Source organism: Bacillus sp. FSL K6-0972 (assembly GCF_037976035.1).
GTDB lineage: Bacteria > Bacillota > Bacilli > Bacillales > Bacillaceae > Bacillus > Bacillus haynesii.
This window is the reverse complement of sequence record NZ_CP150260.1, coordinates 1,446,961-1,469,341: the sequence shown is the minus strand read 5'-3', so window position 1 is coordinate 1,469,341 and position 22,381 is coordinate 1,446,961. Positions and strand designations below refer to the sequence as shown.

The 22,381-nt window shown below is 48.4% G+C and carries 25 protein-coding genes, 1 riboswitch and 1 other annotated feature; of the genes, 2 read left to right on the top strand and 23 right to left on the bottom strand.

Annotated features, from left to right (window positions below; genetic code table 11):
• Positions 1 to 14: 14 nt before the first annotated feature.
• The gene (locus tag MKX80_RS07450) at positions 15 to 428 is read right to left on the bottom strand and encodes an organic hydroperoxide resistance protein (protein WP_339228264.1); all 414 of its coding nucleotides are present in this window, start codon (positions 426 to 428) and stop codon (positions 15 to 17) included.
• Between the two features lie 160 nt (positions 429 to 588).
• Here MKX80_RS07450 and MKX80_RS07445 point away from each other — a divergent pair, with 160 nt between their 5' ends.
• Entirely contained in the window at positions 589 to 1,041 is a 453-nt protein-coding gene (locus MKX80_RS07445; protein ID WP_154997244.1) for a MarR family transcriptional regulator, read from the top strand.
• Positions 1,042 to 1,285: 244 nt separating this feature from the next.
• Here MKX80_RS07445 and MKX80_RS07440 read toward each other — a convergent pair whose 3' ends face one another.
• The 13 genes from MKX80_RS07440 to MKX80_RS07380 all read right to left on the bottom strand — a co-directional run bounded on the left by MKX80_RS07440 (position 1,286) and on the right by MKX80_RS07380 (position 11,583).
• Complete coding sequence (locus MKX80_RS07440; protein WP_261763417.1) at positions 1,286 to 1,711, bottom strand: organic hydroperoxide resistance protein; 426 nt, start codon at positions 1,709 to 1,711, stop codon at positions 1,286 to 1,288.
• A gap of 108 nt (positions 1,712 to 1,819) precedes the next feature.
• Positions 1,820 to 3,067, bottom strand: a complete 1,248-nt coding sequence (locus MKX80_RS07435) for a glutamate-5-semialdehyde dehydrogenase (RefSeq protein ID WP_154996703.1) — start codon at positions 3,065 to 3,067, stop codon at positions 1,820 to 1,822.
• Between the two features lie 13 nt (positions 3,068 to 3,080).
• Positions 3,081 to 4,178, bottom strand: a complete 1,098-nt coding sequence (gene proB, locus MKX80_RS07430; RefSeq protein ID WP_339228261.1) for a glutamate 5-kinase — start codon at positions 4,176 to 4,178, stop codon at positions 3,081 to 3,083.
• 61 nt (positions 4,179 to 4,239) lie between these two features.
• Positions 4,240 to 4,457 (bottom strand) — a binding site (T-box leader).
• Positions 4,458 to 4,512: 55 nt separating this feature from the next.
• Positions 4,513 to 5,415 (bottom strand): formyltetrahydrofolate deformylase, encoded by a 903-nt coding sequence (gene purU, locus MKX80_RS07425; protein WP_043925345.1) that lies wholly within the window; start codon positions 5,413 to 5,415, stop codon positions 4,513 to 4,515.
• A 104-nt stretch (positions 5,416 to 5,519) separates the two neighbouring features.
• Positions 5,520 to 5,834 carry a multidrug efflux SMR transporter gene (locus MKX80_RS07420; protein ID WP_154996709.1) on the bottom strand — a complete coding sequence of 105 codons (315 nt, stop codon included), beginning with the start codon at positions 5,832 to 5,834 and terminating at the stop codon, positions 5,520 to 5,522.
• Positions 5,834 to 6,163 carry a multidrug efflux SMR transporter gene (locus MKX80_RS07415; RefSeq protein WP_020451095.1) on the bottom strand — a complete coding sequence of 110 codons (330 nt, stop codon included), beginning with the start codon at positions 6,161 to 6,163 and terminating at the stop codon, positions 5,834 to 5,836. Before MKX80_RS07415 ends, MKX80_RS07420 begins: the two co-directional genes overlap by 1 nt.
• 59 nt (positions 6,164 to 6,222) lie before the next feature.
• Positions 6,223 to 6,325, bottom strand: a riboswitch (guanidine-I (ykkC/yxkD leader).
• A 46-nt stretch (positions 6,326 to 6,371) separates the two neighbouring features.
• Complete coding sequence (locus tag MKX80_RS07410) at positions 6,372 to 6,893, bottom strand: DinB family protein (protein ID WP_268310266.1); 522 nt, start codon at positions 6,891 to 6,893, stop codon at positions 6,372 to 6,374.
• 4 nt (positions 6,894 to 6,897) lie between these two features.
• The gene (locus MKX80_RS07405) at positions 6,898 to 7,398 is read right to left on the bottom strand and encodes a small multi-drug export protein (RefSeq protein WP_182070792.1); all 501 of its coding nucleotides are present in this window, start codon (positions 7,396 to 7,398) and stop codon (positions 6,898 to 6,900) included.
• A 92-nt stretch (positions 7,399 to 7,490) separates the two neighbouring features.
• Positions 7,491 to 8,240 (bottom strand): DUF1129 domain-containing protein, encoded by a 750-nt coding sequence (locus MKX80_RS07400; RefSeq protein WP_216929066.1) that lies wholly within the window; start codon positions 8,238 to 8,240, stop codon positions 7,491 to 7,493.
• 4 nt (positions 8,241 to 8,244) lie between these two features.
• The gene (locus MKX80_RS07395; protein WP_075753181.1) at positions 8,245 to 8,577 is read right to left on the bottom strand and encodes a PadR family transcriptional regulator; all 333 of its coding nucleotides are present in this window, start codon (positions 8,575 to 8,577) and stop codon (positions 8,245 to 8,247) included.
• Positions 8,578 to 8,694: 117 nt separating this feature from the next.
• Positions 8,695 to 10,002, bottom strand: a complete 1,308-nt coding sequence (locus MKX80_RS07390) for a pectate lyase (RefSeq protein WP_268310260.1) — start codon at positions 10,000 to 10,002, stop codon at positions 8,695 to 8,697.
• Between the two features lie 209 nt (positions 10,003 to 10,211).
• The gene (locus tag MKX80_RS07385) at positions 10,212 to 10,946 is read right to left on the bottom strand and encodes a DUF421 domain-containing protein (protein WP_154996720.1); all 735 of its coding nucleotides are present in this window, start codon (positions 10,944 to 10,946) and stop codon (positions 10,212 to 10,214) included.
• Positions 10,947 to 11,064: 118 nt separating this feature from the next.
• Positions 11,065 to 11,583, bottom strand: a complete 519-nt coding sequence (locus MKX80_RS07380) for an acyl-CoA thioesterase (protein WP_154996728.1) — start codon at positions 11,581 to 11,583, stop codon at positions 11,065 to 11,067.
• 191 nt (positions 11,584 to 11,774) lie between these two features.
• On the opposite strand from MKX80_RS07380, the gene MKX80_RS07375 reads away from it, so the two are divergent.
• Entirely contained in the window at positions 11,775 to 12,662 is an 888-nt protein-coding gene (locus MKX80_RS07375) for a dimethylarginine dimethylaminohydrolase family protein (RefSeq protein ID WP_182070795.1), read from the top strand.
• Between the two features lie 90 nt (positions 12,663 to 12,752).
• Here the strand turns inward: MKX80_RS07375 and MKX80_RS07370 are convergent, their stop codons facing one another.
• From MKX80_RS07370 to MKX80_RS07330, 9 genes are all read right to left on the bottom strand, one after another.
• Positions 12,753 to 13,766 (bottom strand): oligopeptide/dipeptide ABC transporter ATP-binding protein, encoded by a 1,014-nt coding sequence (locus tag MKX80_RS07370; protein WP_268310258.1) that lies wholly within the window; start codon positions 13,764 to 13,766, stop codon positions 12,753 to 12,755.
• Between the two features lie 19 nt (positions 13,767 to 13,785).
• Positions 13,786 to 14,673 carry a C40 family peptidase gene (locus MKX80_RS07365; RefSeq protein ID WP_182070797.1) on the bottom strand — a complete coding sequence of 296 codons (888 nt, stop codon included), beginning with the start codon at positions 14,671 to 14,673 and terminating at the stop codon, positions 13,786 to 13,788.
• A gap of 15 nt (positions 14,674 to 14,688) precedes the next feature.
• A complete protein-coding gene (locus MKX80_RS07360) occupies positions 14,689 to 15,768 on the bottom strand; it encodes a dipeptide epimerase (protein ID WP_182070798.1) in 1,080 nt (359 codons plus the stop codon).
• A 17-nt stretch (positions 15,769 to 15,785) separates the two neighbouring features.
• Entirely contained in the window at positions 15,786 to 16,718 is a 933-nt protein-coding gene (locus MKX80_RS07355) for an LD-carboxypeptidase (protein WP_261763375.1), read from the bottom strand.
• Between the two features lie 73 nt (positions 16,719 to 16,791).
• Entirely contained in the window at positions 16,792 to 18,417 is a 1,626-nt protein-coding gene (locus MKX80_RS07350; RefSeq protein WP_182070800.1) for a peptide ABC transporter substrate-binding protein, read from the bottom strand.
• Positions 18,418 to 18,448: 31 nt separating this feature from the next.
• Entirely contained in the window at positions 18,449 to 19,447 is a 999-nt protein-coding gene (locus tag MKX80_RS07345) for an ABC transporter ATP-binding protein (protein WP_326166445.1), read from the bottom strand.
• A gap of 6 nt (positions 19,448 to 19,453) precedes the next feature.
• Positions 19,454 to 20,413, bottom strand: a complete 960-nt coding sequence (locus MKX80_RS07340; RefSeq protein ID WP_154995016.1) for an ABC transporter permease — start codon at positions 20,411 to 20,413, stop codon at positions 19,454 to 19,456.
• A gap of 4 nt (positions 20,414 to 20,417) precedes the next feature.
• Positions 20,418 to 21,344 (bottom strand): ABC transporter permease, encoded by a 927-nt coding sequence (locus MKX80_RS07335; protein ID WP_020451079.1) that lies wholly within the window; start codon positions 21,342 to 21,344, stop codon positions 20,418 to 20,420.
• Between the two features lie 15 nt (positions 21,345 to 21,359).
• Complete coding sequence (locus MKX80_RS07330; protein WP_154995020.1) at positions 21,360 to 22,184, bottom strand: M55 family metallopeptidase; 825 nt, start codon at positions 22,182 to 22,184, stop codon at positions 21,360 to 21,362.
• Between the last annotated feature and the right edge of the window lie 197 nt (positions 22,185 to 22,381).

The window sequence follows — 22,381 nt, the reverse complement described above, 5'->3', positions numbered from 1 at the left end:
CCTTTGTGTTTGAATTATTTTACTTCAAGACTGACGTCGATATTTCCTCTCGTCGCTTTTGAATAAGGGCAAAAGTCATGAGCGGCTTCGACCAGCTCTTTCGCTTTTTCTTTTTCTACCTCGCCCGATGTGACGATCAGCTTGACGCCGATTTTAAAACCGCCGTCACTCTCATCCTTCAGCAAGCTTACATGGCCTTCGACTTCAGAATCGATTTCAATGCCTTTTTGTTTTGCGACATGCTCCAATGCGCCACCGAAGCACGCCGCGTAACCCGCCGCAAAAAGCTGTTCAGGATTTGTCCCTGATTCGCCTTCTTTTTTTTCATTTGGCATGACAATGTTGTGGTCCAAAACCCCATCATCTGATTTGACATGTCCGGATCTTCCGCCTTTTGCCGTGACTTTTGCTGTAAATAATGCAGTCATCCTGATTCCTCCTTACGTTTTTTTCCTCTACTCTTTATATTTCACAAAACGAGTTTTTTAAACATCCGTTTTTGTTTTTTTGGGTTTTCAGCCGAACAATGGGAAAAGAACGCAAAATCTTATACAATAAAAAGGAACATAGAAAAGAGTTGGTGAAACGATGGCAAATGAATTTGAACATATGAGGCTTGACAGACAGCTTTGTTTTCTCCTTTATGCAAGCTCGCGTGAAATGACGAAGCTTTACAAGCCGCTGCTTGATAAACTCAATATTACGTATCCTCAGTACCTCGCACTCCTTTTATTATGGGAACACGAGGAATTAAGCGTCAAAACAATGGGTAAGCTCCTTTATCTCGATTCCGGCACACTGACGCCGATGCTGAAGAGAATGGAGCAGCACGGGCTTTTAACAAGAGAGCGGTCGCCTGAAGATGAACGGTCTGTGATCGTCAGGCTGACAGCAGGCGGCCAGGCACTTCAAGAAAAAGCTAGCAGCATTCCGCAACACATGATCGCCCAGACCGATCTGTCGGCTGGCGAACTGAAAAACTTGAAGCAAACGCTTGAATCCCTTCTTGCTTCATTGACGAAAAAAACAGATGCGCAGTAAAGACAGCAAAAAGGCGCCTTCGATGTGAAGGCGCTTCAGATTGTTGACAAAATCCCAAAACGGCTTTTTGTTTTGGGATTTTGTCATCCCTTCAGCGTGATTGAAAACCCTTGCAGTCTAGGAAGGCTGAGCATCGGAGCGGAGCGAATGTTGGAATTCGTGAGCACCGACGCGCAGGCCTGACAACGAATGCGAGGGTTTGTCGACACGCTGAGGCGCCTTCGATGTGAAGGCGCCTCTCTTTTTAAGAAATAACTTCAAGGTTGACATCAACATTTCCGGAAATTGCTTTTGAATACGGGCAAACGGTATGAGCTTGATGAACGAGTTTTTCGAGCTCCGGCTGTTCAACGCCGGTTCCCTTTACTTGCAGCGTGACACTGAGCTTATAGCCTCCATCTGCTTCATCTTTCAGAAGGCTGACGTTCGCCGTCACCTCTGTCTCCATTTTAAGACGCGCTTTTTGGGCGGTCAATTGCAATGCACTGTCAAAACATGCCGCGTATCCGGCGGCAAACAGCTGCTCCGGATTGGTGGCATTTTCGTTCTCTTTGGCTTTTGGCGTTCCCGGCATGGCCAGCTCCAGTTCAAGGACGCGGTCAGATGAAGTGACTTGTCCGTCTCTGCCACCTTTGGCAGTAGCTTGCGAGGTAAATAGCGGTTTCATGATTATCGTCTCCTTCAATTTCGATTGTGCACAATTTAATTTTATAAAATTAAATGTAATAACGCAACAAAAAAACATCCTGTCTGCATGTCAAGACAGGATGTTACACTTTCATATCCGGATTTGTCCGTTTCCTTTAATGATATATTTAGAAGAAGTCAGCGCTTTAAGGCCCATCGGCCCCCTTGCGTGAAGCTTTTGCGTGCTGATGCCGATTTCGGCGCCGTAGCCGAATTCAAAGCCGTCTGTAAAACGTGTGGAAGCATTGTGGTAAACCGCTGCAGCATCAACAGACGTTAAGAAAAACCGGGCGTTTTCCTGATTTTCAGTCAGAATCGCTTCCGAATGACGTGTGCCGTACTGCCTGATGTGCCGGATGGCTTCATCGATCCCGGCGACGGTTTTGATGCTGACAACCGGCGCAAGAAACTCGGTTTCCCAGTCTGTCTCGCGAGCGGGAACCGCAGATGGCAGCATCGTGCATACGGCCTCGTCTCCCCTGATTTCAACGCCTGCTTCTTCAAGCTTTTGAAGCAGCGCTTTCGTATGCTCTTCCGCCCAGTCTTTATGGATGAGCACCGTTTCAATTGCATTGCAGACAGAAGGACGCTGCGTTTTGGCATTGATGACAACCTGCTCGGCCATGTCGGGCTTTGCCGATTCATCAATGAATATGTGACAGTTCCCTGCGCCTGTTTCAAGCACAGGCACTGTGGATTCCCGCACCACCATATCGATAAGGTTTTTCCCTCCTCGCGGAATCAGCACATCCAAGCCGTCGTTTAAAGTGAACAGCTGTTTTGCCGTTTCCCTGCCTGTATCTTCAATGAGCTGAACGGCATCCTGCGGAAGCGCAGATTGTTCGAGCGCATCCCTGATCACGCGGACGAGCGCTTGATTGCTGTTGATGGCTGATGAACTGCCCCGCAGAATGACGGCATTTCCCGTTTTCAAACAGAGGGTTGCGGCGTCGACCGTTACATTCGGACGGGCCTCGTAGATCATTCCGACGACTCCGAGCGGCACCCTGACATTTTCAATGAAAAGCCCGTTGTCTTTACGGATCGTTTCAAGCGTTTCCCCCACAGGATCTTCAAGCTTAATGAGCAGCATGACGGCGTCTGCCATATCATTCAGCCTTTCCGGCGTTAAGGCAAGGCGGTCAAGCAGCGCAGGCGAAACGCCTTTTTCTTTGCCGCGGACGATATCTTTCTCGTTTTCTGCTAATATCTCATCTTGCTTAAAACGGAGCGCCTCAGCGATGAAGGAAAGCGCCTCATTTTTCTTTTCAGTCGGCTGATGAACCAGTTCTTCCTTTGCGACTTTGGCCTTTTTTGCTTTTTCAATCACTTCGCTCATCTTTTTCATCCCCTTATTCTTTAATGCTTACCCAATCATTTCGATGGATGACTTCTATCCCTTCTTCATGATGGAACTCATCGCTTCGTTTCCCTTTCACCTCTTCAAGCTCTGCAGCGGAGTACAGCGTTTGGCCTTTCCCGGCCAAGCCGTTCGGTCCGTAAACTTCGACAACCGCCCCTTTCGAAAAATCTCCGAATATTTTTGTTACGCCGGCCGGCAGCAGGCTCCCGCCGTTTTCGGTAATCGCCAGCTCCGCCCCCTCATCAACGGTAATCTTCCCTGATACAGGAGAATGAAAGGCGATCCACTGCCTATGATTGTTGACGGAAGACAGGTCGGATTGGCCGATATAGGTACCGTCCCCGTTTCCTTTTAAAATCTGAATCAGCTTATCATCTCCCTCTCCGGAGCCTATGAAAACATTGACGCCGAGTGAAAGAGCGGTTTTTGCCGCCAAAAGCTTCGACTTCATTCCGCCCGTCCCGACTTTTGAACCGGCGGAAGCGGCGCAGCCCAAAAGTTCGTCCGTAATTTCGGGAATGTAATCAAAACGGCGGGCATCAGGATGCTCAGCCGGATTCGAGTCATAAAGGCCGTTAATATCCGTTAAAATGATGAGTTTGTCGGCATGAAGCAGTCCGCTCACCAGGGCAGAAAGCATGTCATTGTCCCCAAACGTCAATTCTTCAACAGATACCGAATCATTTTCATTAATAATCGGGACAAGCCCCCGTTCAATCAGTTCCATAATGGTCGCATATGCATTTCGATACCGTTCCCGTTTGGCAAAATCGTTTCTCGTTAATAAGATTTGCGCAGGCTTGGTATCGTGGTCTGCAAAATGCTCAATGTATGTTTGCATTAACAAGCTCTGGCCGACGGCCGCTGCAGCCTGTTTTCCCTTTAGCGTGACAGGCCTTGCGGGATAGCCGAGCTGTAAAAATCCCGCAGCGACAGCACCCGACGAAATGAAGATGACTTCGTGGCCTTCTTTTTTCAGAGCAGCTATCGCTCGAACATGGTCATTGACCTTCTCCTCATCGATGCTGCCTTTCGAGTTGGTTAATGAACTGCTTCCGATTTTAATGACAATCCGTTGTTTTTTCACGTTTTTCCCCTCCGAGATGATCTGGCAGAAGCCAATAAAAAAAGCCCTTTTCGTCCAAATAAAAAAGGACGAAAAGAGCTTTCCGCGGTACCACCTTCATTGAATGCGCAGAAAAAAGCGCATTCCTCTTTCCCCTTTAACGCCAGGGTATGCGCCCAGGTTTTCCCCCTGGGACTCCGAGGCAGGTTCGGCAGGTTTCATGTGGTGAAATGTTTCAGCATGCCATTTCACTCTCTTTCACAGAAAGAACTGCTTACTGGCCCTCTTCAACGCTCGTGATTTTTTATTATTATGCCTAGGAAAAACGCCTCTGTCAAGAGGTAGATCTAACAATTTAATTGAAGACGATCGTCTTGTTTCCATGCACGATAATCCGGTCTTCCAAGTGCCATTTGACCGCTCTTGCCAAAACGCTTCTCTCAATCGTGCGGCCGATGTTTTTCAATGCTTCCACATTGTCTCTATGGTCGACCCGTTCGATATCCTGTTCGATGATCGGTCCTTCATCCAATTCGTTTGTCACATAATGCGATGTTGCCCCGATCAGTTTAACGCCTCTTTCATATGCCCGTTTATACGGATTCGCTCCGATAAAAGCCGGCAGGAAGGAGTGGTGAATATTAATGATTTTGTTCGGATGAGCCGAGACAAAATCAGGCGTTAAAATCTGCATGTAGCGGGCGAGAACGATGACATCCGCACGATACTCTTCAAGCCATTCCAGCTGCTGTTTTTCCACTTCCTGACGGATGTCTTTGTTCGCTTTCATGTAAAGGAACGGAATATTCAGCGATTCAACGGTTTCTCTTGCATCTTCATGATTGCTGATAACCGCTGCAATTTCCGCCATCAAATTGCCGCTCTGCCATTCCCATAGAAGTTCATTCAGGCAGTGAAGCTCTTTTGAAACGAAGATAGCGACGCGTTTCAGCTCGCTCGCCAAATTCATGCTCCACGTCATTCGGAAAGACTCCGCCACAGCGGCGAAAGTCGCTTTCATCTGTTCGATCTTTTCGCGGATGCCTTCGGCTTCAAACTCAATCCGCAGAAAGAACCGGCCTCCTTCGGGGTCTGTCGTATACTGGCTCGATTCAATAATATTCGCACCGTTTTCAAATAAAAATGAAGATACGGCGGCAACGATTCCAGGCTGATCCGGACAGCTGACCAGAAGGCGGGCCTTATCGTTATTGATTTCCTGATATTGCGATAACTGCTGTTTCATATATGCATTCATTTTCGTAAAAACCCTCTTTGCTTGTAATTCGTAAACTATCTTTTCATTATACTGGAGTTTATTGAAAAATCAATTTACGAAATCCCATTTGCATCAACCAGACTCTAGCTAATGAGTTTCAGCCCGACGGCAGATCCCAAAATGAGCGCGATGAAAAAAATGCGTTTTCCGTCTTTCGGCTCTCCGTAAAACAGGATCCCGACAAGCGCACCTCCAACCGTGCCGATCCCTGTCCAAACTGCATACGCCGTTCCCATCGGCAGCGTCTCCATCGCAAGGGAAAGCAAGAAAAACGAAGCGGCAAAACCGATGATCAACAAAAAGATCCATCTCAGCCGCTTGTCTTTATGAAACTGGTTCATCATCGTCACGCCGAGCATTTCCAGCAGGCCGGCGGCGATTAGGTAGATCCATTCCATTATGACGCCTCCCCTTTCTCTTCATTTGTTACAAGCTTCAAGCCGATCACGCCGCAAAGCAAAACACCGATCAGAGCAAGCTTGGCGATATTTGCCGGCTCATGAAACAAGACGATTTCACAGACGACTGTTCCCGCCGTGCCGAGACCGGTAAATACGGCATACACGGTTCCGACAGGCAGCTTCTCCCCCGCCTTCACCAGTATATAAAAGCTCATCGCGACGGCAGCCGCCGTGCCGATCCATTCAAGAGCCGAATCAGCGTGTTTCAGCCCCATGACCCAGCCAATTTCAAACAAGGCTGCAAGTATGACACTGCCCCATCTCATCAAAATCCCTCCAATTCATTTTCAGCAAAAGAAAAAACCCGGGCTATCGATGAAAACGATACTCCCGGGCTTTTATCCCTCCGTGTGCATATGAACAAATCATATGTGTTTTCTCTCGGACCAGGCCACATCGGAATGTGCGGAACCCTAGAAAACTTTAACGCTTTGAAGTTTGCTAATTAGCATCATACCAAATCATACGAAAAAATCAACTGTTTTGCCTGCGGAACTCTCTTAAGCAGGCCTGGATATGCGCCTGGTGATAGCGGTTATGATCAGACATGTGCCAGATCCCCCAGCGGATCGTCGCAAACCCTCCCTCATACGGAACCTTCTTCAGCAAGTCTTTTTCCGAAAAGCCTTTAGCGGTGTGTTTCAACATCTCCAACACCTCGTCATACCACTCGATGAACACGGATAAGGGTACGCCTTTTACCTCGGGCAATCGTCCGTTTTCATCCGTCATCGGCCCGTATTTCTCTTCCAGCTCTCTTGGAAATTCTCTTCCCTTCAGCCTGTAAACCCAGCGGATATCGACATTGATTAAATGATAGATCAGCTGGGCGATGCTGTTTTTGTCGCCATGCTCACCCTTATATTCCAGCTCCTCCTGACTGATGCCGGAGACGATTGATTTCAGCCGGTCGATGTTTTCATTGACCGCTGAAAAAAGCACTCCGACTGTCGGCTCCATCTCTTCAACTGGAGATAAATCTTTCAAAAACTGCATGTCTTCACTCCTCCTGTTTAAAGATATTTTTCAGCAGCCCTTCATTTTCAGGAGCGAGGAAACTGAAACCATAGTAGGCAGCGACAGCCGATGCCGTTGTCCATACTGCGAGACTCCCCGTCATCCACAGCGCCGTTTGCCGGCGCCTTGCCCCAAAGCCCATGCACATAAACGCGGTTAAGTGGGAGCCGATAAAGAAAGGTCCGACGAAAGAAAGGCCCGGGATGCCGTAGGTCAGCCATATTTTTTTCGCCCTGCTTTTCCTTTTTGAGAGCTTACCAGTCTCCGTTCCCAGCTCCCCGCGCCTTCTTTCAAGCCACGCCTTTACTTTGTCAATTAAAAAAATAAGCAGCAGTACGGTTAATAGATTTCCGAATAGTGCGATAATAGCAGACGGTACGGGTTTAAGACCGGCAATGATCGCTAGCGGCACGACACCGATCACTTCAAACCACGGAATCGCAGCCAAAATAAAGACGAGTACATAGCCCCACATCATATTCATATATCGGCCACCTTTCATGCTCTGATCATAAACGTTGTGATCGCCAAAAGGCAAGAGTCTTTACCTTAAAAAATATAATGCTCTTTCGTATTTCATTCATATTGAGCCGTATTTTTGGCACGCTTTGTTTCAATGAACATGACGAGCAGCAGCCCGATATAGGGAATATAAGTTTCTGCCATCATGGCTCCCGCTGAATCCCACTTCATATACTGAAACAAAAAATGCGTTCCAGCTAAAAGCAGCGGCAATATGGACAAGGCTCCAGCTTTCAACCTGAAAGACAAACATACGATCACAAGAAACGACAGAGCCATAATCAGCCAGCGGCTTCCCCCTTCAAACGAAAAAACCGGTGTCCCGAATTGCCGGTCAATAAAAATAATGGCCAGAATCGGAAAAAACGTCAAAGCGGCGTACATCATCGTATACATGAAGGCCGTTTTCTTCCCTTTAAACGCCGAAATCCGGCCCAAAAGCGGTAACATAACCGCTGCCAGCAAAATGTAAAGCGGATAGCCTGCCAGCGTATAGACAGAATAATCGAGGCTGTCGTTCACGGCATCACTGAATATAAAATAGGATATCGCGCCGATTAAAATGGCAAAGAACAACTTGGCGATCTCCCCCGGCTTTGATGAAAGCTCTTTTGACAGCGCTTGAACATATGACTTGGGAGAATCCCCAAAAATTTGCCGGACGGTTTTTCCCTCCTTTTCTCCTTCCAAGGCATGAACGGTCAGCTCATTCATGATTCCTTCGATTTCTTTGTCGCTTTTTCCTAAAGACATTAAGTACATTCTCATGTCGTCCAATACGTTTTGCATGTCCTTTGATAGCACGATTTCACTTCTCCTTCAGTTTTTTTTCGAGCAGCGCATTGACGTTCCCGGATAATGCTTTCCAACGGCCGATGAACGATTGAAGCTCCGCTTCGCCAAGGGGCGTAAGTCTGTAATATTTTCTCTTCGGGCCGCTCGCCGACCGTTTTAGTTCGGTCTCCACCCATTTTTCCTTTTGCATGCGGAGGAGAATCGGATAGATGCTTCCTTCGCTGATATCCGAAAAACCGTATCCCGCAAGCACCTTTGTCATTTCATAGCCGTAAATCTCCCCCTCGGATATGACGGCAAGCAGACATCCTTCTAAAATCCCTTTCAGCATTTGCGTTGAACTCATAAGCCACCTCTTTTATGTATCTTGCAATACAAGATACACGAATCATAACATATGCTATTTTGTATTGCAAGATACCTGAACAAAAAAGCGGACATCCACATGTCCGCTTTGCGTGTGTTACTTCAGTTTTCCTGCGCCTGCCTGTGCTTCAACGATTGCCGGCACATCTTCTGCGTCGTCGATTTTTTCAAACAGCGTCGGCTTCCAGCCGGCCGTTTTTTTAATAGACGCATGGTTTGCTTGGTTGTATGTGCTGACAACATCGATTTTTGCGACGCTTTTTTGGTCGTTTACGACCGTATCTTTTTCATATAAAGCGTCACCTTTAAAGACTTTCATCAGTTTTTGAGGCTTCGTTCCTTCCGGCAGGTCGAAGTAGTTGTCCTCCGCATAAATTTTTGAAGAATAGCCTACACCCCATGAGTAATTGTAGCTGTCTTTCGTGCTTTTAAAATAATTGTTGTAGATGTGCACTTTTCCGTAGCGGACGCGCGGAGCCCGCTCTTTAATATTTTCGTAGAGATTGTGGTGGAATGTCACCCTTAAATGCCCGTTGTCTGCTTTATAGCTGTCGCTTGAGCCGATAATCGTGTTTTTAGAGTGTCCTGAAAATATGCTGTAGGATACCGTAATAAAATCCGACTGCTTTTTGATATCCAGCAGTCCGTCGTGATGCTGGAATTCGCGCCCGAAATACGTTTCAGTCAGTTCATCAGGCTGATCTCCGTCATTGAATGAGCAGTGGTCGATCCAAATATATTTGGACGTTTCGATCAGCAGATTGTCATATTCCGAATTCCAGTTTCCGCTGCTTCCATCTGTCGGATCCCAGCCAGGAAAGAAATCGTACGCGTTTTCGAACTCGATATTGCGGATGATGACGTTTTCTGCGTTTTTGACATAAAAGCCTCCGCCGACGATTTTCGCATCATCTCCGAGCCCGATAATCGTCGTGTTCGAACCGACTCTGATCAAGACCCGTTCCTTCTGATTGTCTTTCGAGCGGAGCCTTGCCTCTTCAAGCTTTCCTGACGGCTCCTTTTTTTCCCATTTCTTCGGATCATAAGCTTTGAGATACGCTTCGATCGAGTATTCAGGGTCTTTATAATCATCATAGCCTAAAGGATTGTTTTCATCATCAACACTAAGATTGATTGTTCCCTTCACATAGATGATCTTCGGCGTATCATTTTCGCTGTTCTTTTTGTTGTCTCCCCCTAATGCCTCAACAAGCTGCTTGCGGTTTTTGACCGTATATACTTGATCAGAAGAAGCGTCAGCGCCTCCGGTCGTTCCTTTTCCGTAAGCGCCCCAGCCGTCTTTTGATCCGAGAACGTCACGTCCGTAGTCTGCCGCTTCGATTGGCACAGAAGTGCCGAGCAGCAGCAGGGCACCCAAAATCATTACACTAAAAAACCTTTTCATCAATTGCACCTACCATCAAAATTTTTTCACAAAAACTAATATATGCTATAAAAATACAGAAAACAACATATTTTCCTCCTGTTTTTTGTGACACCATTTTCAACTTTTATGACAAATGCCCTGTTTCATTTTATGTACGAAGAAAAGAACAGAATCTTGATACTTTTCTGAAATAGTACGAATTAAAAAAATCGCCTATTCGGCGAAAATTAATGGTCTTGCCCCGGTTTATAAAGATACGGATCATCGGTTAACGGGCTGCCGGGATCTTCCGCATCAATCATAATTTCATTTTTTTCGTTCAGGGTGCCGAGCGTAATGGTTGGCAGCATCGCTTGCTCAATCCCTTTATCCTCTAATTTTTGAAACAACCATTCTTTCGTTTTTTTCAAGTATTTTAAATTGTGTTCGATGATTTCGCCGTCTAAAATGAGCGGAATCGGCACGAAATTCCGCTTCGTCTCCAAGTTGAGGTCCCGCGGCTGTACCGGCCTTGCTTCCGATTTTGGAATCACGCTGATCTGACCCGATTCTTCAATCAGAGCGATGTCGATATCTTTCGGGTCGGCATAGCCTTTTTCGCGCAACTTGCCGAGCAGTTCATTGACAGTCAGCCGCTCTCTTTTTAATCCCCCTTTATCAATATTGCCGTTTCGAATCAGCACGGTCGGGCTGACGACAAGAAACCATCGCCATTTATTGTGTAATGAGAGCTTTTCAATCAACAAATAAAAGATCAGAAAGGTAAGAGCATAATAAATGGACATTGAAATTTTAGAAGTAAGAATCGGTTCGCTGATGATCGTTCCGATCGCAAATGTCAGCAAAAGGTCGAAGTTCGTCATTTGCGAAACGGCTTTCTTCCCTGCGATTCGAAAAAGAATATAAGCTATGGAAAACACTAAAGCAGGCTTGGCTAAAAAAGTCCATACAAATTCAAGCATCTCATTCAAAACTTCTTTCCGTTTTTTGTCATTTATTTTGAACAGATATTGGTTTGTGTATTCATTACACAGCAAAACCCCGGCAACTGATGCTTGAGCCGGGGTTTTGATCGTATGTTTACCAAGGTTTGTCTACAGCCAGCGCCTGAGCCAGCGCTTTGCTGTGTTTGCGATGGTTTTTCCGTTCTTCGGCACGCTGACGGGCGGTCTGGTGCAGCATCATTTCTTCTTCAGACTGCGGTACAACTTGAGGAACGGCTTGAGGGTTGCCGTCTTGATCAAGCGCCACGAAGGTTAGAAAGGATGTCGCCGCAAGCTTTCGTTCACCTGTCAGCAAGTGCTCTTTAATGACTTTGACGAATACCTCCATGGACGTTCTGCCAACCCATGTCACATAAGATTCAAGGCAGACGGAATCCTCCTGGCGGATCGGTTCGAGAAAATCGACGGAATCCATGGAAGCCGTCACGGTTTCACACCTCGAGTGTCTCGCTGCCGAAATTGAGGCGATATCGTCGATATAGCTCATCAGCTTGCCGCCGAACAAGGTGTTGTGATTGTTCGTGTCAAGCGGAAACACCCTGCTTGTTTTGACAACTTTTGATTCTTTGCAGTATCTTTTCTCAGGTCCATTCATCATCCATTACTCCTTTGATGTCTACTAAGATGCGTTTGTAAAGTGGATTTTTTCTTTATTAAACACTATTAGAATTCATTTGTCTAAACTTTTTTATCCGGCTGACTTGTCAGATTTTCTGGCTAAAATGTTTATTTCCCGATGCAGGAAGGGAATAATGAAATGACTAAAGAGAGGACGGGGGAATCAAAATGGACTCAGCAATTTCGAAAAAAAATCGCGGGGCGGGCTGCACAAGCGAATACGATGTCTTAAAAAAAGTGGTGTTATGCAGACCGGAGTATATGGAGATCGCAGAAGTGATCAATGAAACACAAAAGTATTTCCAAAAGGATAATATTGATAAAACGCTGGCCGTCCGCCAGCATAAAACATTGATAAAAGAATTGGAGAGCCGGGGTATTGAAGTCGAGCTTCTGCCTGCTTTAAGCCAATTTCCGGAACAGGTCTTCACGCGTGATATCGGGTTTACGATCGGAGATACTGTGTTTTCCGCTCAGCTTTCAGCCGACATCCGCCAGGGCGAAGAAAACGTCCTGCAGGAATGGCTGGCAAAAGAACAGATCGCCTTTGCCACATTTAATGAAGGATATCAAATCGAGGGTGGCGACATCCTCGTCGACCAAAATACCATATATGCCGGCATCAGCCACAGAACGACGTTTTCGGCCGTCCAAGAGCTGAAGCGCAGGCTTCCCTCTTATGAAGTCGTACCGGTTCCATTTGAAGAGACTTTCCTTCATTTGGACTGCGTCTTCAACATTCTTTCGCCGACAGAAGCGCTCGTCTATCCAAAAGCCTTAGGAGAAAGAGAATACGATGTCTTGAAAAAACGCTATGACATGATCGAAATTACGGATGATGAACAGTTCCGACTCGGCACAAACGTCCTGTCCATCGGCAATAAAAACGTGATCAGCCTGCCTGATAACCGCCACGTGAATCAGGAGCTTAGAGAAAGGGGCTATACGGTCATCGAAATCGACTTATCCGAGATCATAAAATCCGGCGGATCTTTCAGATGCTGTACATTGCCGATTGAACGTACTTCTACTGGATGTCACGACGGCAGCGCCTGACCCTTATTCCATTTGGCATCAGCGACTTAGCAAATGGGAAGTTGGCGGCAAGCTAAGGAGCCCTTTTTACAGGGCTCCCTTTTTCTATATTCACCTCGCCTGCAGTGTCACCTTCATGCCGGCCTCCTCTTTTCTCACGTCTCCGTCATACAGATGGCAGGCGACAAAATGACCGTCGGCGGCTTCTTTTAACATCGGTTTTTTGGCGGCGCAAATGTCCATCGCGGCGGGACACCTCGTTCTGAAAACGCAGCCGCTCGGCGGATCGATCGGACTTGGCAGCTCGCCTTTCAGTATGATTCGTTTCCGCTTATCCTCCACATCCGGATCGGGAATCGGGATAGCCGATAAAAGCGCCTGGGTGTAAGGATGCAGCGGTTCTTGATATAGCCGGACGCTGTCGGTGATCTCGACCATGTGCCCGAGATACATGACGCCGATCCGGTCACTGATGTGTTTCACCATGGAAAGATCGTGAGCGATAAATAAAAACGTGAGCCCTTTTTCCTTTTGCAGCTTTTTCAAAAGGTTGACGACCTGCGCCTGGACAGAGACGTCAAGTGCCGATATCGGCTCATCAGCGACGATAAATTCAGGTTCAAGCGCAAGCGCTCTGGCGATGCCGATTCTTTGCCTCTGCCCGCCGCTGAACTCATGGGGATAGCGATTGGCAAAGCTTTTGTGCAGACCAACTGCTTCCAGGAGCTCGTCCGCCTTTTCAAGACGCGCCTTTTTCCCACCGTACAGGCCGTGGATTTCCATGGGCTCTGTCATAATCTCCCTGACCGTTAACCTCGGATTTAATGAAGCATACGGGTCTTGAAAAATCATTTGAATTTTGCGGTTGTACTGGAATGATTCATCATCGGTCAGATTGTGGATGTTTTTCCCCCGATATGTAATCTCGCCTTCTGTCGGCTGATAAAGGCGCATCAGCACCCTTCCGGATGTCGACTTGCCGCAGCCCGATTCTCCGACGAGTCCGAACGTCTCTCCTTCTTTAATATCAAATGAAATGCCGTCGACCGCTTTGACCGTTTTGCCCCTTCCGGCGTCAAAGTGCATTTTCAGACGGCTGACTTTCAATAAAGCGCCGATTTGCATGCCAATCCCCCCGTTTTATTTAAAAATAGCGCCTGATGGCACACAGCTCTTTTTCATAAATTGTGCCTTTAAGAGGTATGACCTCAATCGATTTGCCCGTTTTTGGAGAGTGAAGCATCTGTCCGTTCCCGCAGTAAATGCCGACATGATGAACCCGCCCTCTACCTTCTTCATATGCGAAAAACAGTAAATCGCCCCGCTTCGGGCTGCTGAAGGACACCTCTTTTCCGCCTTTCGCCTGATCGACGGCATCGCGCGGAGCGGAGCGGCCGTTCGCCTTTAGCATATTGAAGACAAAGCCTGAGCAGTCGTAGCCAAACCCGCTCATCCCTCCCCAAAGATAGGGCAGATTCAAAAACGCCTGACCGGTTTGAACGATGTCGTCTCCGCTGCCTTTTACAGGTGTTTCGAGGTCCGCATCTCCTTTTTTCAGCCATTTGCGGCCGAGCGGTGTGTCAACTTCAAACCAGATGCCGTCCGAAGACAAGACCGGCAGTTTGGTGAGAAAACTCAGCTCAAGGACTTTCGTTTTCTTGTCGTCATATAAGAAAGCCGTCGGTTTTTGAATGACGGCGCTTGCCTCAGACTTCGCCGGGCTTTTTTCGACCAGGCAGTCTTTTGGAATCCAGCCCGGGTAGCCGCGTTCGTCTTTTGCAGACGGCTGTCCTGGAATGATGACGAACGCCCAGTCTCCCCGCTCTTGTAGAAGTTGCACATCTTCTCCGAAAAGCACTTGTGTTTGAACAAGGTTTGCCGTACACAGCTCAAGACGCTCCTCGTAGGACAACGCGTCAAGCCAGCTTCTCACATGCACGGGATTTTCCAGCATCATCCGATCAATGCGGCGCGGTGCTTCCGGACTGGTCCAGACATTGGCGACTGAGACGGCTGTCGTATAAAGGCTCATTCGTCTTCTCCCCTCTCAATGATTGACTTTCGTGATTCCAAGTCCGGGAGCATCCGGTATCGTGATCGTTCCTGCATGATAGCGGATGCCGCCTTCAACGATATCCTCCTTCAGCATGAGCGGCGCATCAAAATCAAATTTTGTGACATTTTTCTGGCTTGCTGCGAAATGGGCGGCTGCTGTGATGCCGAGCCTTGTCTCGATCATGCTCCCGGCCATGCATTCCACTCCGCACGCTTCTGCCATGGCGTTGATTTGCAGCGCCTGGCGGATGCCGCCCGATTTCATCAGTTTAATATTGATGAGATCGGCGCTTCTCGTTTTCAGCACGTGAAAAGCATCCCTTGGGGTAAACACGCTTTCGTCCGCCATAATCGGCGTATCGACGGCATCTGTCACCTGTTTCAAGCCTTCGAGATCGTACCGGTGGACCGGCTGTTCGACAAGCTCGATCGAAAGCCCCTCATCCTCCATTTTCCGAATGGCTTTGACGGCCTCTTTCGCCGTCCAGCCTTGATTGGCGTCCACGCGGATCCGGACAGCGGGCCCCGCTTGTTGGCGGATTTCCCTGATCCGTTCGAGGTCTGTTGCGATGTCGTTTTTTCCAACCTTAATTTTGAGCGTACGAAACCCTTCTTTTACATAACGGACCGCGTCTTTCCCCATTTCTTCCGGGCCATTGACGCTGACGGTAAAATCCGTCTCGATCTCCCGCCTATATCCGCCCAGCAATTGATACAGGGGAAGACCGCAAAGCTGTGCCAAGCAATCGTAGACGGCTGTTTCAACAGCGGCCTTTGCGCTTGTATTTCCGATAATCAGCTTGTCGATGTCATGAAATATCGCCTCAGCCATTCGCAAGTTGCACCCGGTGAGGGCGGGTGCGAATATCGTGTTGACTGCCCCCTCAATACTGTCAAGCGTCTCACCGGTAATAACAGCAGTCGGAGGCGCTTCTCCCCAGCCTGTCATCCCGTTTTCAGCCGTTAGTTTAACAATGACGGCTTCTGCGGTGCGGACGGTTCGAAGCGCCGTTTTAAACGGCTTTTTCAGCGGAACGGCGATGCGGTTTGTCGTAATCTCGGCAATCTTCATGGCGGCCTCCTTTCCCATTAAGAAATTCCCGGGTCGATGGTGAGCCGTTTTTTGCCGGCGTCAAGGACGGCTTTCACCCCCACCGGAACGGCGATATTCGGTGAACAATGGCCGATTTTAAAGCCTGACAGCGCCGGTTTTCCTTCAGAGGCAATATAATCTTGGAAAACCTCTTTTAATGTGAGCGACTCATCGCGTTTTTTCGGGGTGCAGTTATGAAAATCGCACAACAGGATGCCGGCGGCGTCCGATAATTTCCCGGCCATTTTCAATTGATTCAGCATCCGGTCGATTCGGTAAGGATCTTCATCGACATCCTCGATAAACAAAAGCTTTCCTTTCGTATCGATTTCATAAGGCGTACCGAGCGTCGTCACCAGAAGGGCGAGGTTTCCGCCGACGAGCTCCCCTTCCGCCGCACCGTTTACGAGCGTTTCCAAAGGCGACAGTTCCTCTGTATAAGTGAGCGTCATTTTTTGAAACAGCTGCTGAAAGGAGTGCCGGGTGAGCGGATGCACGTCTTCTTTGCCGATGTCCGAACTGAGCATCGGGCCGTGAAATGTAATAAGTCCGGTGTTTTGCCTGATCGCTGTATGTAAAAAAGTGATATCTGAATAGCCCCAAAAAATTTTCGGGCGGCTTTTGATGAGCCGGTAGTCAATTTTCTCGGCTATCCGTGCCGTGCCGTAACCTCCGCAGGCACAGATAACAGCCTTGACCGAACGGTCTTCAAACATGTCGTGCAGATCCAGCAGACGCTCTTCATCGCTCCCTGCCAAATAGCCGTGTCTTTCGGAGGCTGAGCGTCCCATTTTGACTTCAAGCCCGAGATCTTTTAAAAACCGGACGGCGCGGTCAAGTTTTTCGGGGACAGGCGGACTGGCCGGTGCAATCACACCAACCGTATCTCCCTTCATTAACCTTTGAGGTGCAATATTCAACAGAGACATCCCCCTTTATGAAAAGTCCGTCCGCCTCTGTGCGGTGGCACGCACAAAGAAAGTGGCAGACGGACAAGTTTGATCATGACGTTTTTTCGGCCCATTTCAGTTCAATGTAGCCGACTGGATGACGGACGATGCCTTTCACATTCTCCTTTTCCAAATGGACTTGATTGTAGAAGTGGATCGGTATGATCGGCATCCCTTCAAACAGCAGTTCTTCAGCCTGATGCAGCAGCTCAGTCCGCTTTTCTTCGTCAGCTTCATTTTTCGCCGCCTTGATCAGCTCGTCATACTCTGAATTGCTCCAGCCGGTTCTGTTCATTGCATTACCCGTTTGAAAGCTTTCCAGGAAGTTGATCGGGTCAGCATAGTCAGCCAGAAAAGAGCTTTGGGAAAATTGGAATTTGAGCGCCTTCTGTTCTTCAAGGAACGTGTTCCATTCCATATTGGCGAGCTTCACATCGACGCCGAGCGTACTTTTCAGCTTTTGCTGAATCGCTTCCGCCATTTTTTTATGCTCCGGTTTTGTGCTGTATGTCAGCGTAACGGCAGGCAGCTTTTCGTAGTTTTCTTCCTTCATGCCTTTTTCGAGCAGCTGTTTCGCTTCATCGGCGTCATATTTGAGCAAGTCGCCGCCTTCCTCGCGAAAATCCTTGCCGTTCGGTCCTTTGATCCCCGGAGACACAAACCCGCGAGCCGGTTTTTCACCGTTTTTCGTGACATAATCGACGATTTCCTGCTGATCGACGGCCATCGCAAACGCTTTTCTGATCTTTTCATTCTGGAACGGTTCTTTATTGACATTGAACCTGTAATAGTAAAGACCTGCCTGATCGAACACCTTCACCTCGTCAGCGCCCATCAGCTTCTCGCTCATTTCAGCCGGCACATAAGCCGTATCGAGCTCATTCGACTCGAACATTTGGTAGTCGGTATTTCTGTCATCGACCATTGCCCATATCACTTTATCAAGCTTCACAGTATCCCGGTCCCAATACGTATCGCTCTTTACCATCGTAAAGCTTTCATCATGCTTCCATTCTGTCAGTTTAAACGGACCGTTGCCGACGAATGTAGCAGCTTCCTCATGCCATTTCGGGTTTTTTTCGGCGACTTTCTGAGGAACCGGGAAAAAAGCCGGATTGGCTACAATGCTCAAAAACGACTGCTGCGGACTTTCGAGCGTCACCTTAAGCGTCTTTTCATCCACCGCTTTGACTTTGACATCATCCTTTGCACCTTTTCCGCTGTTAAAGGCCTCACCGCCTTCGATAAAGTAGCCTAAAAACGCGGCAGAGGAGCCCGTTTTCGGATCGAGGAGACGCTTCCACGCATATTCAAAATCCCCAGCGGTTAAAGGGTCTCCGTTTGACCATTTGGCATCATCACGGATTGTAAAAGTATATGTCTTCCCATCGTCGGAAATGTTCCACTTTTCGGCGGACGCAGCTTCTGGTTCATGGTCTGCGCCAAGCCTTGTCAAACCTTCCATCAAATTATTCAGCGCTTGCCATGAGACATTATTAAAGCCGATCGGCGGATCAAAAGATGTCGGTTCATTTTCATTGTTCAGCCTCAGGACCTGTTCTCCAGCCGTTTCTTTCGCTTTCTTCTTCGTTTCCTGCCCCGCTTGTTCATTTGCCGTACATCCGAACAGCAAAATGATCGCAAATGCGGCAGCCAACACGCTCGCTAGCCTTTTCATCAAATCCCCCCATTTGAAAATCGATCTCATGTTATGTCGTCAGTAAAGCACGTTTCGCCCTTTCATCTTGAAGCCAGCAGCACACACGATGACCCGCCGAGACTTCTGTAACGGCAGGATGAACCCTGCCGCACACTTCCATTGCATGGGAACAGCGCGCCGTAAACGGACACCCTTCAGGCGGAGAAAACAAATCTGGCGGCGTCCCGTCAATCGGAACGAGGTCTCCACCTTCAAGGTCAAGCCTCGGAACGGAATGCAGCAAGCCTTTTGTATACGGGTGCTGCGGACGGTAAAAAATATCCCTCCTCGCTCCCGTTTCAGCTATTTTCCCGGCGTACATCACGGCGATTCTGTCCGCCGTCTGTGCGACTACGCCTAAATCATGGGTGATTAAAATGATGGATACCCCGGTTTTCCGCTGAATGTCTTTAAACAGCTCAAGAATTTGCGCCTGAATGGTAACATCAAGCGCGGTCGTCGGTTCATCCGCAATCAGAATCTCCGGTTCGCAAATGAGCGCCATGGCAATCACGATCCGTTGCCTCATCCCTCCGCTGAATTGATGCGGATACTGCCTCAAACGCTCTTGCGGATTCGGAATCCCGACAAGCTCAAGCATCGAAATGACCGCTTTTCGAGCGTCTGTTTTAGATACGGGCCGATGTTCCAACAGCGCTTCTGTCAGCTGGTCTCCGACGGTCAAGGTCGGATTCAGGGCCGTCATCGGATCCTGGAAGATCATTGAGATTTCGGCCCCTCTGATCTTTCTCATCTCTTTTTCGGACAGATTGCGCAAGTCTTTTCCCTTAAAGCGGATCGCGCCGTCTGTGATCGTTGCCGAAAATTTCGGCAACAGCCGCATGATGCTGTGCGATGTCACGCTTTTTCCGCATCCCGACTCGCCGACAATCGCAAACGTCTCCCCCTCATATAACTCAAAGCTCACACCGCGGACGGCTTTGACCGTTCCGCCGTATGTCGTAAATGAAACATGCAGATTCTCGACTTCCAATACTTTTTTCCGCAAAATACATTACCTCCTCAGCTTCGGATCTAACGCATCCTGCAGCCCGTCTCCAACAACATTAAAAGCGAACATTGTTAATGAAATAAAGAAAGCGGGAAAAAACAGCCGCCACCAGTGACCCGACAAGATCACCGGAAGGCCGTCGTTCGCCATGACACCCCAGCTCGCAAACGGGGCTTGAATGCCCAAACCGAGGAAACTGAGAAATGCTTCGGCAAAAATGGCCGACGGCACCGTCAAGGTCATCTGGACGATGATCGCTCCCATCATGTTCGGAAGGAGATTCCGCCTGATGATCCTTACCGTTTTCGCTCCGAAGGTTTTGGATGCGAGGACATGCTCATCATGCTTCACCTTCAAAACCTGCCCCCTGACGATCCGCGCCATGCCGACCCAGCCGGTGACAGTCAGCGCAACGATGATCGTCCCGAGTCCAGGCCCCATCATGACCATGAGAAGAATGACGACCAATAAATAAGGCAGTCCGTGCAGCACTTCGATGACCCGCATCATGACATGGTCTGTTTTGCCGCCTTTATAGCCGGCGATGCCGCCATAGATGACGCCGATTGCAAAATCGATCAAAGCCGCCATTACACCGACAAACAGAGAAATCCTCGCTCCATACCACGTTCTTGTAAACACATCGCGGCCGAGCTCATCGGTTCCGAACCAATGCTCCATCGACGGAGGCAGGTTTTGCTCGGAAAGCGTCTGCTGGGTGACGCTGTGCGGAGAAAGAACCGGTCCGAGTACAGCCATGATGAACAGGAAGATTAACACGCCCAACCCCGCCATCGCCAGCTTGTTTTTCCTTAAAATCCGCCAGGCGTTCTGCCAGTATGACAGACTCGGCCTTGCGACGGATTCACGCTCATCCTGCTTCTGTTTCAGCGGGGCAAACCATTCAACAGGGATATCACTGCCTGAAGACGCTTCGTTTTCTGTGCGAACTGGAAGGCTCATAAGCTCACCCTTTCTTATGCAGTTTAATACGCGGATCCAGTATTCCGTAGGCCATGTCGACGAGAAACAACATGATGATGAGGATGATGCTGTAAAAAACGGTGGTGCCCATAATCACGGGGTAATCGCGGGAGTTGATGCTTTCAACAAAATATTTTCCCATGCCCGGAATCGCAAAGATTTTTTCGATGACGAAGCTCCCCGTTAAAATCGCAGCGGTAAGCGTCCCGAGAATCGTTACGACAGGCATAAGGGCGTTTTTCAACGCGTGCTTCATGACAATTTTAAAAGGGGAAAGCCCTTTAGCCCGGGCTGTTCGGATATAATCCTGTGTCAGCACTTCGATCATGCTGGAGCGGGTCAGCCTTGCGATAATCGCCAGCGGCCCCATCGCCAAAGCCGCAGTCGGAAGCACCATATGAAGCGGGCTTGTCCATGTCGACGGAGGAAATATGTTCCAATTTACAGCGAATTGCTGTATCAGCAAGGTCGCCATAATAAAGTTGGGAACCGAAATGCCGAGAACGGCAATGGTCATCGCTATATAGTCGATGATGCCGTTTTGCCGCAGCGCGGCAAAGATTCCGAGTGCGATCCCGGAAATGACCGCCACAATAAGCGCCGTCATCCCCAGTTCAAACGAAACAGGGAACCCTCTTGACAGCAGATCGTTCACGCTTTGCGAAGGCTGCTTGATCGACGGCCCAAAATCAAAGGTAACGATCGACTTTACATAATACAAATATTGAACAAAGAGAGGCTCATCCAGCTGGTAGTAAGCCTCAAGGTTGCGCTGAACCGCTTCATTCGTGTTTCTTTCTTCATTGAAGGGAGAGCCCGGAATCACTTTCATCATCACAAAAGTCAATGTCGTGATCACCAAAATGGTCGCCAGCATCGACAAGAGCCGCTTCATGATGTAACCTGCCATCTTCATCCCACCTTCCTAGGAGAATGTCGTTCTCATCGCTAGCTCGGTCATGACAAGCATCGCTTGATAGGCTTCAAGAATGTCTTTCGCTTGATAGCGGACAGTCGTCGTTTGCGGTTCGATTTCAGCACCCGGCATCAAACTCGCCCACTCGGCTTGGCCGTAATTGGCAAATTCTATCCGCAGCACCGGCCTGTCCGGAGGCGTGAGCGGCTTGACTTGACCGCGGTTTTGAATCGCATATGCCGTCCGTTCTCTTAAAAGCCGCCCCGCTTTCTCCGGAGTCAGGCATTTGATCGCCGAACGGGAGACCGTTTCCTTAACGGCCGCTGTCGTTACGTTTGGAATCAGCTCCTCCGCCTCAACCGCCGCCTCGCTGTCACCGGCAACCATGATGACCGGGACGCCGTAATAACCGGCAACATAAGCGTTGAACCCCAGCTCGCCCACCGCCTGATCGTTTATGTAAAAATGTCTGACGCCGAAAATCATGCTGTGCGACATCACGCCTCTCATCGATGCTCTCGCATGGTAACCGACGAACACAGCTCCATCGCATGTATCATCAAGTCCCTGAACCATCGAAAACGGTTTGACATCTCCCGAAATAAGCTGCGCTTCAGGATGAAGCCGCTCAATTAAAAGGTTGTTCATTTTAGAGTGGCTGTCATTGACAAGCACCTCTCTGCATCCGCTTTTGAACGCTTCGTCAATCACATGATTGGCCTCGTCCGTCATGATCTTCCGGCCTCTATCATAGTTCAGCTTGCTTGAATCGACGAACGTATCATCCGGAAGCCCGGAAATTCCCTCCATATCAACAGACAGATAAAGCTTCACAAAAAACCACCCCTTATGAAAAACGTCTCAAATTTTTTATTATTTTGGGAATATTCTAAAAAATTATATTGGAATTTTAATGGGATTGCAATAGTTCTTTAGATTTAATAGTCATAATACAAAAAATCAAAAAAACTAAATTATACTCATAAAAAAATAATAATTGGTTCTTTATTATCAAATTGTTATAATAAATT